Here is a 15,244-nt window from a genome sequence, read left to right as displayed (position 1 = left end):
AAAATATGCTGAAATTGGACCTAAAACTTATTTTATCTATTACAATTATTTTAAGTTCAATTTGACTGATGACTAATGGACACTCTGATTACTGCAAAAACACGATATACAACTAAAGCTTATGACCCGAATAGAAAGATCCCTCATGAACAGTTTGTTCGATTATTAGAAATTCTCCGCTTAACGCCATCATCTATTAACATCCAGCCTTGGCACTTCTTCATTGCAGAAAATACAAACGCCAAAGAGCGAATTGCCAAAGCATTGGTGGGTAAATATGCATACAATGCACCCAAAGTTTTAGATTCATCACATACCATTTTATTTTGTACTAAAGCCGACATTTCTGAACAGCATTTAGAAAATTTACTTCATCAGGATGAGCTCAACGGACGTTTTAAAGACGATGCCGCTAAACAAGGACAAAAAGACAGTCGCTCTGGTTATGTAGACTATTATCGTAATGAAAAAGGCGATATTCAGCGTTGGGCGGAAAACCAAACCTTTATTGCTTTAGGCCAAATTCTATTAGCAGCCGCTAGTGAAAAAATTGATGCAACACCGATCGGTGGCTTTGATGAGTCAATCATTAGTGAAGAACTCGATTTAGTCGCGAAAGGTCTAATTCCCTCTGTACTACTCACATTGGGCTACCGTAGCGATGCCGACTTTAATGCCAAATTACCCAAGTCTCGACTAAACAACGTAGATATTTTCACGCAGCTGTAATGATAGCTATATATAAAGAAGGGACTCTAAGTCCCTTCTTTATATTTTAGGTCTGAAAATTGCTTATTTATTTTTAAGCTAAATCATTTCAATCTAAACAAAACAAAAATAGTGAGGTTACTGATGTCAGTTACACCGTATATGCCAATGAAGTTTGAGTGTGCTCGTTGCAATAAAATCTATTTACGTCAGTATGAAAATAAAATACACACCCATTACCCTAACTGTCCCAGTTGTGAGCAACCAGGTTTATTACTCGGTATTGCTGTGCTTGAAGATCTACTCAAACACCCTCAGTCTTTTGTCCGCAATTTTTTTAAACAGACATTGCATAAGCTAAACAAACTACACTGGTAATACCCAATACAAGTCCAATCGCTGTTGCGGGCTTCAGCTTTTCTTTAAATAAAACCAGTCCGCTCAGCACACCTAAAAGTACCACCATAATATTCATGCCCGCAAAAACCACCGCAGGGCTGTCCTTGAGTAGCAGATGTGCTTTGACATACAGTGCGATATTGGCAAAGTTCAACACGCCAAGACATAAACCAGCCACAACGTTTTTGGTTAAGCCGACATTTTTTGTGGTCACGGCAACATAGCTAACTGACAATAAAAATGCACAAATAAACATCAGGTTTAATGCAACAGAAAATTGGACACCTAAGCCTGTAGTATATTTGAGTAAAATGTCTATCAGCGCATAACCAAACCAAACAAGTGCTAAATACCATACAGCCTGCTTTTGCCCCTCTCCGCCACCCGATGCATTGGTAAATAAAATGCACATCACGGCAGCAAGACCTAACCCTACCCCAACAATTTTCAGCTGATTAAACTGTTCTTGAAAAATAAAATAAGCCGCCAATAAGGACAAAATTACCGATAAGCGTTGTGCGATTTCTGTTTTGACAATACCTGCATATTGCAAAGACTTGGCTAAAAATAAAAATACACTCGGCAACAAGACACCGAGGGCAACAATTAACCACCAAGGCGTATTTGAAATAGAAACGTGGCTAAGGTCAGGTTTAAACCAGAAATAGCACAACAAACTGGCTGAAGCATAGTTCCAGCTGATCATCTGAATTGGATCAAAGCCTTTGTTTTTACCCCATTTTAAAAGAATGGAGACCACCACACTACAACAGGCCGCAGCAAATATCAGTTCCATAGCACACTCTTATTATTGTCGCCTTGAATATAAACACACATAGAAAAGCCCACATCAAGGTGGGCTTTTCCAATATAAATCATTCAAAATGAATTATTTATAATGTTCAACCATTTTCTCTAAAGAAATTGGACGAATCTTGTCAGCATTGCCCGCTGTACCAAATGCTTCATAACGGTCAACACAAATTTGTTTCATTGCATCTACAGTTTTTGCGAAGAATTTACGTGGGTCAAATTCACTTGGTTGTTCAGCCATCATACGACGCATTGCACCTGTTGATGCTAAACGCAAGTCTGTATCAATGTTGATCTTACGAACACCGTGCTTGATTGCTTCAACCAGTTGTTCAACAGGAACACCATAGGTTTCTTTGATGTCACCGCCATACTGGTTAATGATCGCTAACCATTCTTGAGGAACAGAGCTTGAACCGTGCATAACAAGGTGGGTATTTGGAAGCGCCGCATGAATTTCTTTAATACGGTCAATCGCCAAAATATCGCCTGTAGGTGGACGTGTAAACTTATACGCACCATGTGAAGTACCGACTGCAATTGCAAGTGCATCGACATTGGTATCTGCAACGAACTGACGTGCTTCTTCAACAGAAGTAAGAAGTTGAGAATGATCGAGTACACCTTCAGCACCCACACCATCTTCTTCACCCGCCATACCCGTTTCAAGGCTACCTAAACAACCGATTTCACCTTCAACTGAAACACCGCATGCATGCGCCATTTGTACTGTACGACGTGTTACATCAACATTATATTCATAAGTTGTTGGTGTTTTACCGTCTGCACCCAATGAACCATCCATCATCACTGATGAGAAGCCCAATTGAATTGAACGTTGGCAAACGTCTGGATCTGTACCGTGGTCTTGGTGCATTACCACTGGAATGTGTGGCCATTCTTCAATTGCTGCCAAAATAAGATGACGTAAGAATGGAGCACCTGCATATTTACGCGCACCCGCTGATGCTTGTACGATAACAGGTGAATTTGTCGCATCTGCTGCAAGCATGATTGCGCGCATTTGTTCTAAGTTGTTTACGTTGAATGCTGGTACGCCGTAAGCATGTTCGCCGGCGTGATCCAAGAGCTGGCGCAATGAAATAAGAGCCATAATGTCCTCCCAGTTGATGCGACATATTCTACATGGTCAAAGGTTTCAATTCAGCAACAAATAACACTATTTAAAAAAAATCCCCGCAATTGCAGGGACTTTTTACAAATTTCACATCTAATTAATGTGCTTGAGCCGCTGAAGCTTCTACCGCAGTATCCGCTGTTGCAGCATCGGCTGGTGCATTTGCGACTTCAGCAGGAATATCTTTATTCTTTTCATCTAATACTGGCTGATCAATCGCATCAATTGCTGCTTGTTGTTCAGCTGTTACAGCTTCTTCAACTGCTGCTGTTTCAGATGCTGCAACGGGTTGTTCTGGTGCTTCATTTTTCTTACAAGCAGTCAAAGCTAGTGGTGCTAACAAAAGTGCAGCAAGAGTCATTTTTAAATTCATAATGTTTTCCTAGAACAGATGATTTAATGCCCTGTAGTTTATTTCAGCAATATTTCATTTTCATGACTAAATGATGAATAGATTTGTTAAGCCCATAAAAAAGGTTGACCTAAGTCAACCTTTTTTACAACAACTTTAAACAAGATACTTATTGTGCACGTTCTAGTAATGCGGCAACTGCTGGAAGGGTTTTGCCTTCGACAAACTCAAGGAAAGCACCACCACCAGTTGAGATATAACCAATTTTGTCTGCAACTTCGTATTTATCAATAGCAGCTAAAGTGTCACCACCACCCGCAATCGAGAAGCCAGCCGATTCAGCAATCGCTAAAGATAAAGTTTTAGTGCCTTCGCCAAATTGATCGACTTCAAACACACCGACTGGGCCATTCCACAAGATCGTTTTTGACGTTTTTAGAATGTCTGCAAATGCTTTTGCTGTTTCTGGGCCGACATCCAAAATCATGTCATTGTCAGTCACATCTTCAACTTTTTTCACGACTGCTTTAGCAGCAGCCAATGAACCCAAGAAGTCTGCAAAATCAATTTCAGAAGCATCCGCCACGACAACATCCGTTGGAAGCGGTACAGAAACTTTTGCAGCAATCGCTTTTGCGGTGTCAATCAAATCATTTTCACACAATGATTTACCGACATTGAAGCCTGCTGCTGCCAAGAACGTATTAGCAATACCGCCACCCACAATCAACTGATCGCAAATATCAGAAAGTGATGTCAACACATCCAACTTAGTCGATACTTTAGAACCCGCAACAATCGCAACCATTGGCTTTTCAGGCGTTTGTAATGCGCGACCTAAAGCATCAAGTTCAGCTGCAAGGAGTGGACCTGCTGCTGCAACTTTTGCTAAACGTGCTACACCTTCAGTTGATGCTTCTGCACGGTGTGCTGTACCAAATGCATCCATTACAAATACATCACAAAGCGCCGCATATTTTGCTGCAAGTTCTGGGTTATTTTTCTTTTCACCTGCGTTAAAGCGGCAGTTTTCAAGGAGTACCACTTGACCTGCTGTAACGTCAACGCCATCGAGATAGTCCGTCACTAATTGAACGTCTTGACCCAATGCTTCAGTCAAATATGCAGCAACAGGTGCTAATGATTGTTCTTGTTTTGGCTCACCTTCAACAGGACGACCAAGGTGAGAGTAAACCATTACGGCTGCGCCTTGTGCTAACGCTGCTTTAATTGTTGGTAAAGCGGCACGTAAACGCGCATCACTTGTAATCACACCATTTTTAACAGGAACGTTTAAATCTTCGCGAATAAGAACACGTTTACCTGTTAAATCGAGGTCAGTCATACGCTGAAAATTCATGTAGAGCTCTCTTTCTATATATAAAAATCGCGTCGATTTTAAATGATTATGCAGAAAAAGGTTAGCTTCTTTTGCAGAAAAGCAAACGAAAGGCAAAGTTTTGCTATCATAGTGAAAAGTCTCACTCGATTTATCATTTATGTCTATTCATCCTGATCCAAATCTGAACCGTTTAAACGTTTTGGGTGAACCTTTAGCGAGCTGCTGTTACTCCCCAATTACTGGTTATTTCCGTAATGGTTTTTGTCATACAGCACCCTCAGATTTGGGACAACACACCATCTGTGTCGAAATGACCTCTGAGTTTTTAAATTTTTCGCAACAAGTGGGCAATGACCTCATTACCCCTGTGCCTGAAGTTAACTTTCCGGGACTACAACCGGGAGATTTTTGGTGTATCTGTGTGACTCGTTGGGTAGAAGCGTATCAAGCAGGTTTTGCTCCTCCAGTCAAAGTTCAAGCTTGCCATCAGGCCGTACTGTCTTACGTACCGCTGAATGTGCTCATGGAATATGCAGTCGAATGAATACTTCCGAAATTATCTTGGCATCCAGCAGTCAAACTCGTAAAGATTTGATGAATCGCTTACGCTTAGACTACCGTTGCATTGTCCCTGATATAGACGAATCGCCTCGTGGAGAAAGCCATGCGGATGATTTGGCTAAACGCTTGGCATTTGAAAAGGCGCATGTAATTGCTAGACAACATCCAGATGCGATTGTGATTGGTTCCGACCAAGTCGCATGGCGTGAAGGTGCGCCCGATATTTTTATTGGAAAACCATTGTCTGCTGAAAAGGCGATTAAACAATTACAAGCCAATTCAGACAAGATTGTCTACTTCAGTACCGCTTTGAGTGTTCAACAGCATTCTACTGGATTTGAACATAGTCTAGTTGAACACTATAAAGTTAAGTTCCGTAAACTTAGCCTGCCTGAAATTCAACGTTATATTGAACTTGAGCAACCATTCATGTGCGCTGGTAGTTTTAAATGTGAAAGCTTAGGGATCAGTTTATTTGAACAAATGATAGGACAAGATCAAACTACTCTTATGGGTATGCCGATGATCCAGTTATGTAATATTCTGCGTGAATTAAAAGTGCTTGTGCCTTAATTCTATAGAAAGATTTTTAGTTTATGTCTAATAAATTGAACAGCACTAAGTGTTGCTGTTCTCTTTTTAGTACTAAGCTTAATCACATGATTAGATCTCTTTCATAAGTTATACTCACTCTTTTCGATTTCCTTCTGTCATATCTGATTCGCTATTTTCTGGGCATTGTCTTTATTTAACATTATGTTTATTTGCTATGTTTTAAACATATTATTCTGTAAAAATTTTAATGTGAGTAGCCTAACGGCTGATGCAGGCGTTAGTTATTTAAATCAGCGAATCACTTTCAAATAAATCTAACGATACTTGCGCATAGGCCTTCGATCATAAGACAATACACAATATTGTTTTAAATTTGCTTAGGCTATTTTCATGTCCCAAACTCTTGATGTTCTTGGCGGTATTACAGCCGAACAATTCCTTACCGAATATTGGCAAAAAAAGCCTTTATTGGTGCGTAATGCTATTCCTGAAATTGCCAATCTCTTAGAACCAAGTGATGTAATGGAGTTGGCTTTGGATGAAAATGTCACAGCCCGTCTCATCAAACAAAAAGATCGCGATCCAAATCAATGGTCGGTAAAGTCTTCTCCACTCTTAAAAGCAGATTTTCAAAAGATGCCGAAGCTTTGGACTTTGTTGGTTCAAGCCGTCGACCATTACTCTTTTGATTTGGCAGCGCTATGGAAAAAATTTCCATTTATTCCACAGTGGCGTCGTGATGACATCATGGTCTCTTATGCACCTAAGGGTGGTTCTGTAGGAAAACATTTTGACTTTTATGATGTCTTTTTGGTGCAAGGCTATGGTCATCGTCGTTGGCAGTTGGGTCAAATGTGCGATGCTGAATCTGAGATTGTTGCAGGCCAGCCTTTAAAATTACTGCCTGAAATAGACATCCATTTCGATGAAGTATTAGCCCCAGGTGACCTACTTTATGTACCACCAGGTTTAGCTCATTATGGCGTCGCTGAAGATGACTGCCTGACCTTATCTTTCGGCTTCCGTATGCCAAACGTCACTGACATGGTTGACCGTGTAGGTGACAAACTATCAGATAATGCCCTGCTGCGTAATCCTTTGCTCGATATTGTCCGTGACCAACAAAGCCCGATCGGTCAATTGACACAAAACGAATTGGATTATTTAAAAGCAGAAATTCTAGCTCAGTTACAAAATTCAACTCTGCTTGAAGATGCTATTATGACCTTGATGTCAGAGCCGAAATATCCTGAAAATATTCCTGAAGCTGAAGAAATTGGCACGGGAGATTTGGAAGGTATTTTAGACCAAGGCTACCAACTCATTTTAGAGCCTGCATCTCGCCTACTTTATACGCATGACGAAAATGCGTTCTTGTTCTGGGCTAATGGTGAAGGATTGTGTATTTCAGACCAATTTGCACCATTACTTAAAAGTTTAGCTGATGGTGAGGCATTATTGCTTGATGAAAGTTTATATGATGCCGATATTCTAGAAGATATCGCAATGCTTATGAATGAGTCTGTTTTGATGCTTCTACCTCCTGAAGAAGTTTAACAACATCAAGTGCTGAGCCTCTTACTCAGCACTTTCACCTTCTCCAAAACTTAAACAAGCCTTGATTTTGGTACAGCCTTTTTTAGACTCAATTTCCAACTCAGCACCAATTTTTTCTAAACGCATTTTCATGCTTCGCATACCAATACTCATTCCATGATTCAGCACACACTCTACGTCGAATCCAACACCATCATCTTGAACAATTAAGACCAATCGAGTTGTGCTTGGATAATACATTTTGACTTCAATATGACTTGCTTGGCTATGCTTCACAATATTCGTCAAGCTTTCTTCAAGTACACGAATCAATGTCAAACACTGTAAAGCCGTAGGTTGTATCTCCCATGTAGCTGGTATCGTCCAAGTCGCTTGAATATCCAATTCATCCATAATTTGACTAAAACGGTGCCGAACAGGTGCAATCCACAGCACTGGATTGTCTGGAATTTTATTATTCGTAGATGAACCACTATCAATAATTTGCCTTAAATCATCACGCAATAATTTAAGAATCGAAAGAAATTGTTGATTCGACATAGCACTAGAACTCTGCCCCACCAAAATCATCGAACGAACCAAAGATGCACCCAGACCATCATGTAGATCATGCGACAAGTGAATGCGCTCTTGTAGCCGAACGTTTTCAAGCTCTAATTGATGTCGCGCGTATAGGCTTGAAGATAAATTACTGGTGACAAAGTTCACACGTTGTTCTAGCTCATTATTAAATCTTTGTATTTTTTTGATATTTTTATCTAAACGAGTTGCAAGAATGATCACAATAAAGAAAGTGATAATCGGTGAAGTATAGGGGGATAATGGCTGATGATCATTGATACGCTCATCAAATAATAGTGAAACGTCATACATCATTACAATACAAACAACACTCAAACACACAGCAAGTAAAATGTAATCACGACGCTTTGTTTTATTCGCACGATAAACCACAAATAAAAAAGAAGCTAAGAATAAGGCAATACACAGAAGAAAAATTATCGCAAAAACGGTTTTGACCATCAGACTCGGGATAAATAAAATCGTAACAATACAAACCGCTGCAACCAAAAATAATGTTTTTTCTAACTCAGCAAACTTCACCTTAACAAAACGGAGCAAATAAATAGAAAAGCAAACACTGTATAAAACAAAATAAGTTAGGTTAGCTTTCATAACCCATAAAGAATTTGGATAAGGAAACACTTCCCGATTGATCACATTCCAAATAAACAGCACCCAAAACAAACAACTAATAGAGAACCAAAGAAAAGTTGTTTCATTGCGCCTAAAAAACCAGATGACAAAGCATACTAAACCTAAGGTTGTCGAAATCACCAAATTAACCTGAAATAGTGCTCTTTTATTCCAAAGCCGTCTTTGCTGCTTATCATAGGCTTTTGTAATATCTGAAAATTCTAAATTTCCTAAACCGGGGCTTTCATAGCTATTACCAACCACATACACCCAAATATCATTCTTTTGTTGTTTTAAACTTTCGACAGGAAGAATCCAAAAACGCGGAGTATTCCAACTTTTTGATAAAGGTTCAACTAAATGTTTATCTTTCCACATCAAATTACGGTTAAAAAAGACAGCACCCGCACTACTCATACCTTCTACTGAAAAAGCGATCGGTTCTTTTAACTCATGACTATCGCTACAGCTCCAATGCCACGCAAAATGGTACCAAACACCACCATCATAATATGGCCAACGCTTGGTCCATACATCAGGATTTTTAACTTCGACCCAGCCCGTTTTAGGCACTTCATTAATAGATGTTGTTTTGACTGCAGAAATTTTATCGACAATCACATTACAAGTGGAGCCAACACTGAAGCGGGTTTCTGCATAACTGGCAAGACTAAACGCACACAAACATAGTGTGAAAAAAAGGCTCAGCCAGCCATTTTTCATAAAAGACCTAAAGAACGTGCTGTACTCACAGCCTTGGTGCGTTTGGTAACTGAAAGCTTTCGATAAATATGCTTAATATGACTTTCAACAGTATAGCGAGACACAAATAACTGCTCTGCAATTTCTCGATTACTTAAGCCCTGTGCAACTAAGTTTAGAATTTCAGTTTCTCGATTCGTCAATTCGTCATAATCTTGACCATCTAACTGATCTACACGTTCTGTTTGGGGTGTAGTTGATGTTGAAATTTGATTCAGAATTTCACGAGCAATGAATGGATCTATAGGAGCCCCACCACGTAAAATGCTACGTATAGACATAAGTACTTCAGCATCATCACGCTCTTTCAGTACATAACCATTCGCCCCTGCTTTAATCGAGGCAAATAGGCTTTGTTGTGTACTCCAAGCCGAAATCACTAAAATTAAAGCACTTTGGTCAATGTCTCTGAGTTTTTCAATCAGCGTAATACCATTGCCATCTGGTAAACCCAAGTCGACCAATGCCAAAGAAATTGGTTGCGATGCAATTATTGCCATTGCCTCCGCTAAATTCTTAGCAAAAATCAACATGTCATGGCTATAACCTAATTCCGAGAGAATAAGGTCTAGGCGAGAGCGAATCATCGCTTCATCTTCTACAATTAAAACAGGTGCAGGCAAAACTGTTTCCGTATTTTTCACTGAAGCATCCCCTTTTTATCATTCTTTAACAACACTATACCGATGCTAACTCGAAGCAACCTATCCCTAGAAGTAAGTAATTTATCAATTTTTATTGTTGAAGAATACGCATTCATTAAAATCATTTTATCGACTTTAAAAACTGAAAGATACTCATCTATGTGTAATTGATTCCTCCATTTTTAACATTCGCCATATTCAAAATCTATTCACAGAATGAACAACAATTTATTACTTGTAGATGAAACAAAGACTTGGCACATTAGTCCTAAAACAACACGGAAGGAAGCCAAGCCATATGTCTAGCCCTGCTCAATCCATACGTCATAAATTACTCAACACTTTCTTTTCCAGACATTCTATTTGGCTGCTTTGTATTTTTATCTTTTTAAGTATTAGCTTTTTTCATTATAGCCATACCCCTATTTACATCAATTACTTTATCTCAAACACTTTCTTAAACAGTATTTGGCTCATTACAGGTTTACTCAGTTTTGTCGGCTTACATGATGTTTTGCAAAACAGACATTCTATTTTGAAGAACTACCCGATCATGGGGCACTTTCGTTTTATATTTGAAGATTTTCGTCCTGAAATCCGCCAGTATTTCATTGAAGCGGATCAAGATGCACTGCCATTTTCAAGAATGCAACGCAGTCTAGTTTATCAACGCTCAAAAAACCAAAATGCAGATAAGCCTTTTGGTTCTATTGTCAATGTCTATGCAGACAACTATCGTTTCATGACGCATTCATTAAGTCCATGCAAACCTGCCGACCCAAAAACCTTCCGTATATTAGTAGGCAATGTGCAATGCTCTCAGCCTTATAGCGCATCTATTTTTAATATTTCTGCCATGAGTTTTGGCAGCTTGAGTGCCAATGCCATTCGTGCTTTAAACAAAGGCGCACAAATGGGTGGTTTTTACCATGATACAGGTGAAGGCAGCTTAAGCCCTTACCATCTAGAATATGGTGGTGATATTGTCTGGGAACTCGGTAGTGGCTATTTTGGTTGCCGTACTTTAGATGGCCAGTTTGACCCAGAAAAATTTGCCATTCAAGCTAAACGCCCTCAGGTTAAAATGATTGAGATCAAACTATCTCAAGGTGCTAAACCTGGACATGGAGGTATTCTACCTAAAGATAAAATTTCTGAAGAAATTGCTCAAATACGAGGTGTCAGTCGTGACCATGACTGTGTTTCTCCTTCAAGTCACTCGGCTTTTAAAACACCGATTGAAATGATGCATTTTATTCAACAACTGCGTGAATTATCTGAAGGAAAACCTATCGGTTTTAAACTGTGTATTGGTCAGCCTTGGCAATTTATGAGTATTGTCAAAGCCATGCTACATACCCAAATTATTCCCGATTTTATCGTCGTTGATGGTTCCGAAGGTGGTACTGGTGCCGCACCGATTGAGCTCATTGACAATATGGGTGTACCGCTACGTGAAGGCTTGCTTTTTGTACACAATACGCTGGTTGGTGCAGGTTTACGTGATCAAATCAAAATTGGGGCCAGTGGTAAATTGGTCAGCGCCTTTGATATTGCAAGTATTATGGCAATCGGTGCGGACTGGGTGAATTCTGCACGAGGCTTCATGTTTGCTGTAGGCTGTATTCAAGCACAAAGTTGTCATACCAACCAGTGTCCTGTAGGTGTTGCAACTCAAGATAAAGAACGTCAAAAAGCACTACACGTTCCCACCAAAGCCGAAAGGGTTCTACATTTTCATGACAATACATTGAAAGCCCTTTCAGAAATGATTGCCTCAGCAGGTTTAAAACATCCAGCAGAAATTAAAGCCCGCCATTTAGCACAGCGCATTAATGACCGAGAAATTCGAAACTATGCGCAACTCCACTTTTGGTTAAAAGAAGGCGAACTGCTGTCTTGTGAAAATAAAGACGAGGAAAATTTTTATTTCCGTATGTGGAACATGTCCCAATTAGAACACTTCTAAATAAAAAGGAGGCTGATAGAGCCTCCTTTTTATTCTCGATAAGCAAAATCACAGACTATTAGTAATATCCACTAGATGAACCCTGCGCATGTAAAAAAGCGGGGATTAAACCTGTTAATGCAGCACGAATGTCAGCACGTTCATTGATCAATTGGTGCGAACCTTCCTCTAGCATTAGCAAGGTCTGTAAACGAAACTTCTCTCGAATGAACTCGATGTTATACCGCCAATCTACCGTCTGATCCAGAGCGCCTTGAGCCAACCACACAGGAATACGACAGGCTGGACGTTGTTCCATTTCCAGCATCCACTTTGACATCGCCAAAATCCAATCCATACCCATCATACGCGGTTGCAAGGGATCTTTTAAACGGACAAAGCGCAAAAATTCAGGATTATGATTATTGCGTCTAAAATGACGCGGTACTTGACGCTTTATCCGACGAATAATGCCTAATCCAACTGAATTATGCCACCAAGCCGATTTCGCAGGACGAATCAATGGTGAAAGCAACAGAACACGCTGTACATAAGGGTTTTCACGGCGTTCGGCAAATTCGAGTAAATGATGCATTAAAATTGCACCACCCGTACTCTGCCCGATGCCTAACCACGGCTGTGGTAACTGATCAGCATACTTTACATAACGCACTACAGCATGAAGCACATCTTGATAATGGTCAAAGTTTTGGATATTTGCAGGCGATCCATCACTCAGACCATGCCCAGGCAAATCATAAGTCAGTACGCTAAACCCTTGCTCAAGCAGCTCTTTAATGATGGGTTGGTAAATACCACTGTGTTCTAAGTAACCGTGCAATAAACATACGGTTCCCTTGATCTTCTGGATTTTGGGCGCAAAGACCTGTACATGCAATTTAAACAAAGGCATTTGTACATAACCTTGCCACTGCTCACAGTCCAAAGTGTCTAAACCATAGAGCCTACGGTATGAAATAATTTCAACAGACGCTTCATAAGACTGGTTTAAATTGAGTGGTTCTAAAAGTTGTGGTGTGGTCTCACGACTTGGGACAGGAAGCTCAAGTTGTTTGAGTACGGAAGGATTTAAAAAAGGAAGTTCAGGCATTATGGAATCTCCCTACAGTCACTTGAGCCGACAAGTACATCACGCACAGTTGCAAGCATTTCATAATTGGCACGGCGACTATGATCATAGTTTTGTTGACTTGGTCGCCAACGTGTTAATTGGGTCGGCATAGGTGCTTCTATCGGCTGGGTTTCTATACCATTTAAGGCAAATAGACGACGGGTACGTGGCATATGGTATTGATCTGTAATTAGAATCACTCTAGGTGCGCCACCTTTTTTCTGTAGTAACAAGGAACTAAAACGTGAATTTTCGCAGGTATTCATACTACGATCTTCCAACAGTTTTGCATCGACTCCTCGTGCCTTTAACCATTTTTGCATATACGGTGCTTCTACCCCACTCAGTACAATAGGCAGCTTAAACTGCTGTTCAACTTGTAATGTGGTTTCAAGTCGCAAACGGGTATATTCATTCACGACGATATCCTTACCATTCTTATCTAAAGTTAACCCGCCTCCTAGAACAACGATGGCATTCGGCATATTTAAAGCTGCTTTTTTCTCTTCATTTTGTGCATGGATTTGTGCAATATCTTGATAAATTTGCTCATCAACGGGCTGTTCTTCGAGTTGTTCAACCTTATGCGTTTTTAAGAACGCTAGATAATGCTCCATTAACGCTTTATTTTCTTTACTGTTGAGTTCTAATAGTTCTTTTACATTCTCTGTTGGGTCTACTTCTGAACTTGCAGTCTCAACCACCAAAGGAATTTGAGGCTTCTGTTCTTTTTCCTGTTCCTCTTTTTGCTCAGCAACAATCAACTCTTGTAAGGCTTTGTAGCGCGCCTGAATGGTGGTTAAGTTTTGTGAATTATGCTCTTTAATCTGTTCTTCCATGAGCTGTAAATAAGCTTGGCGTGCTATCCACAAATCAGAACCCGGTTCTAAGCTTTCTTGCTCACTCAATGCTGCCATCTTTTGGCTCTGTGCGGCCACTTCGTTAACATCGACAGGAACAAAAGTATTAAGCGCAGCAACAATGAGCTTAGAATAAAAAGGCGTATAAATAAAAATCATTAAACAGCCGAAAAGTGCAAATAACACCGAAGCGATTTGCACTAAACGTACCATTTTATGGGTTTTACTCATACTTTTAATGATCCTGATGAGATTGAATTAAACCGAGCGAATTAAACAAAACTGGCTCAGGCTCTAGTAAAACTTTAAATTTATTATACACATCCCGTTGTACTGCTCGGTATGTGCTCTGTACATCGTCTAAATTTGCATTGGCATAGTTCACCAAGACCAACGCCTGCTTATGAAACATGCCCACCGCCCCAAGTTGCTTGCCTTTCCACCCCGACTGGTCGATTAACCAACCAGCGGCAATTTTAACATCACCATTTGACTGTGGATAATGTGGCAATTTGTCAAATTGTTGGGCTAAATCGTCATACGCCTGCTGACTCATAATTGGGTTTTTGAAAAAACTCCCTACATTTGGAAAATCTTTAGGATCGGGTAATTTACTTTGGCGAATCTGAATCACTTGTTGCTGCAAATTTAATGCAGTTAAGTTATCCCCTACAGCCTGTTTTAAATCACCATAACTAATTTTTAAGTCTTCGTGTTTCAAGAGTTTAAATGTGACATGAGTAATCACATAGCGATTCGGATCATCCTTAAAAATACTATGGCGATAACTAAATGCACAATCTTCAGCAGGAATATCACTAAATTGTTTCAGTTGTCTGTCATAGACCTGCACACTTTCAATGAACTCACCTGCTTCGACACCATAAGCACCGATATTTTGTACTGGGGATGCACCGACTAAGCCTGGGATCAAGGCTAAATTCTGTAAACCAAATAAACGCTGTTCTGTCGTCCAAAGTACAAAGTCATGCCAAACTTGCCCTGCACCAACTCGTATGGTTTGGGTATTCGCATCTTCAGACAGATTCTCTATACCTAGAATATTCATATGCACAACCAAAGCATCAATTTGTGCAGGCAGAAGCATATTACTTCCACCTGATAAAATCATGACATTCAGCGCTTGTTGCTGCGCATAATCTAGGGCTTCAACCAATTCATCTGCACTATGAATTTGAACATAATGCGATGCAACTGCATGTAAACTTAAAGTATTAAAAGGTTTAAGCTGTTTTTGTGTTTCGATTTGCATGCG

15 protein-coding genes are annotated in these 15,244 nt (G+C 39.9%); 6 read left to right on the top strand and 9 right to left on the bottom strand.

The genetic code is table 11. The features are described 5' to 3' along the window. Positions 1–75: 75 nt before the first annotated feature. Together nfsB and GBI16_RS18870 are read left to right on the top strand one after the other, a co-directional pair. Positions 76–729 (top strand): oxygen-insensitive NAD(P)H nitroreductase, encoded by a 654-nt coding sequence (nfsB, locus tag GBI16_RS01895; protein WP_086210076.1) that lies wholly within the window; start codon positions 76–78, stop codon positions 727–729. A gap of 123 nt (positions 730–852) precedes the next feature. After that, positions 853–1,086: a hypothetical protein gene (locus GBI16_RS18870; RefSeq protein ID WP_086210077.1), complete on the top strand. Its 234-nt coding sequence runs from the start codon at positions 853–855 to the stop codon at positions 1,084–1,086. Here the strand turns inward: GBI16_RS18870 and GBI16_RS01885 are convergent. From GBI16_RS01885 to GBI16_RS01870, 4 genes are all read right to left on the bottom strand, one after another. Next, positions 1,046–1,903 carry a DMT family transporter gene (locus tag GBI16_RS01885; protein WP_086210078.1) on the bottom strand — a complete coding sequence of 286 codons (858 nt, stop codon included), beginning with the start codon at positions 1,901–1,903 and terminating at the stop codon, positions 1,046–1,048. The genes GBI16_RS18870 and GBI16_RS01885 overlap by 41 nt on opposite strands. Before the next feature lie 93 nt (positions 1,904–1,996). After that, positions 1,997–3,034, bottom strand: coding sequence for a class II fructose-bisphosphate aldolase (gene fba / locus GBI16_RS01880; protein ID WP_086210079.1), 1,038 nt, complete (start codon positions 3,032–3,034; stop codon positions 1,997–1,999). A 121-nt stretch (positions 3,035–3,155) separates the two neighbouring features. Further along, positions 3,156–3,431: a hypothetical protein gene (locus GBI16_RS01875; RefSeq protein WP_086210080.1), complete on the bottom strand. Its 276-nt coding sequence runs from the start codon at positions 3,429–3,431 to the stop codon at positions 3,156–3,158. A gap of 148 nt (positions 3,432–3,579) precedes the next feature. After that, on the bottom strand, positions 3,580–4,770 hold the full coding sequence (locus tag GBI16_RS01870; RefSeq protein ID WP_086210081.1) for a phosphoglycerate kinase: 1,191 nt from the start codon (positions 4,768–4,770) through the stop codon (positions 3,580–3,582). A 139-nt stretch (positions 4,771–4,909) separates the two neighbouring features. Here GBI16_RS01870 and GBI16_RS01865 point away from each other — a divergent pair, with 139 nt between their 5' ends. The 3 genes from GBI16_RS01865 to GBI16_RS01855 all read left to right on the top strand — a co-directional run bounded on the left by GBI16_RS01865 (position 4,910) and on the right by GBI16_RS01855 (position 7,425). Continuing rightward, positions 4,910–5,296 carry a DUF2237 family protein gene (locus GBI16_RS01865; protein WP_086210082.1) on the top strand — a complete coding sequence of 129 codons (387 nt, stop codon included), beginning with the start codon at positions 4,910–4,912 and terminating at the stop codon, positions 5,294–5,296. After that, on the top strand, positions 5,293–5,886 hold the full coding sequence (locus GBI16_RS01860; protein WP_086210083.1) for a nucleoside triphosphate pyrophosphatase: 594 nt from the start codon (positions 5,293–5,295) through the stop codon (positions 5,884–5,886). The genes GBI16_RS01865 and GBI16_RS01860 overlap by 4 nt, the downstream gene beginning before the upstream one ends. 372 nt (positions 5,887–6,258) lie before the next feature. Then, positions 6,259–7,425: a cupin domain-containing protein gene (locus GBI16_RS01855; RefSeq protein ID WP_151706409.1), complete on the top strand. Its 1,167-nt coding sequence runs from the start codon at positions 6,259–6,261 to the stop codon at positions 7,423–7,425. Between the two features lie 21 nt (positions 7,426–7,446). On the opposite strand, the gene GBI16_RS01850 is transcribed toward GBI16_RS01855, so the two are convergent. After that, entirely contained in the window at positions 7,447–9,345 is a 1,899-nt protein-coding gene (locus GBI16_RS01850; protein WP_151706408.1) for a 7TM diverse intracellular signaling domain-containing protein, read from the bottom strand. Next, on the bottom strand, positions 9,342–10,028 hold the full coding sequence (locus GBI16_RS01845) for a response regulator transcription factor (protein WP_086210086.1): 687 nt from the start codon (positions 10,026–10,028) through the stop codon (positions 9,342–9,344). Before GBI16_RS01845 ends, GBI16_RS01850 begins: the two co-directional genes overlap by 4 nt. Before the next feature lie 298 nt (positions 10,029–10,326). Here GBI16_RS01845 and GBI16_RS01840 point away from each other — a divergent pair, with 298 nt between their 5' ends. Further along, positions 10,327–11,997 carry an FMN-binding glutamate synthase family protein gene (locus GBI16_RS01840; RefSeq protein ID WP_119063452.1) on the top strand — a complete coding sequence of 557 codons (1,671 nt, stop codon included), beginning with the start codon at positions 10,327–10,329 and terminating at the stop codon, positions 11,995–11,997. A gap of 58 nt (positions 11,998–12,055) precedes the next feature. Here GBI16_RS01840 and GBI16_RS01835 read toward each other — a convergent pair whose 3' ends face one another. From GBI16_RS01835 to murB, 3 genes are read right to left on the bottom strand one after another with little or no spacing between them, the layout of a single operon-like run. Next, positions 12,056–13,087, bottom strand: coding sequence for an alpha/beta hydrolase (locus GBI16_RS01835; RefSeq protein WP_151706407.1), 1,032 nt, complete (start codon positions 13,085–13,087; stop codon positions 12,056–12,058). Next, positions 13,087–14,199, bottom strand: a complete 1,113-nt coding sequence (locus GBI16_RS01830; protein WP_151706406.1) for a YdcF family protein — start codon at positions 14,197–14,199, stop codon at positions 13,087–13,089. Before GBI16_RS01830 ends, GBI16_RS01835 begins: the two co-directional genes overlap by 1 nt. A 4-nt stretch (positions 14,200–14,203) precedes the next feature. Beyond that, a complete protein-coding gene (murB, locus tag GBI16_RS01825; protein ID WP_151706405.1) occupies positions 14,204–15,241 on the bottom strand; it encodes a UDP-N-acetylmuramate dehydrogenase in 1,038 nt (345 codons plus the stop codon). Positions 15,242–15,244: the final 3 nt, after the last annotated feature.

Origin of the sequence: Acinetobacter sp. TUM15064, from assembly GCF_008980265.1 — a bacterium.
Lineage (GTDB): Bacteria > Pseudomonadota > Gammaproteobacteria > Pseudomonadales > Moraxellaceae > Acinetobacter.
Note: the sequence above shows the minus strand (reverse complement) of the source record. Positions and strands in the feature narration are given on the sequence as shown.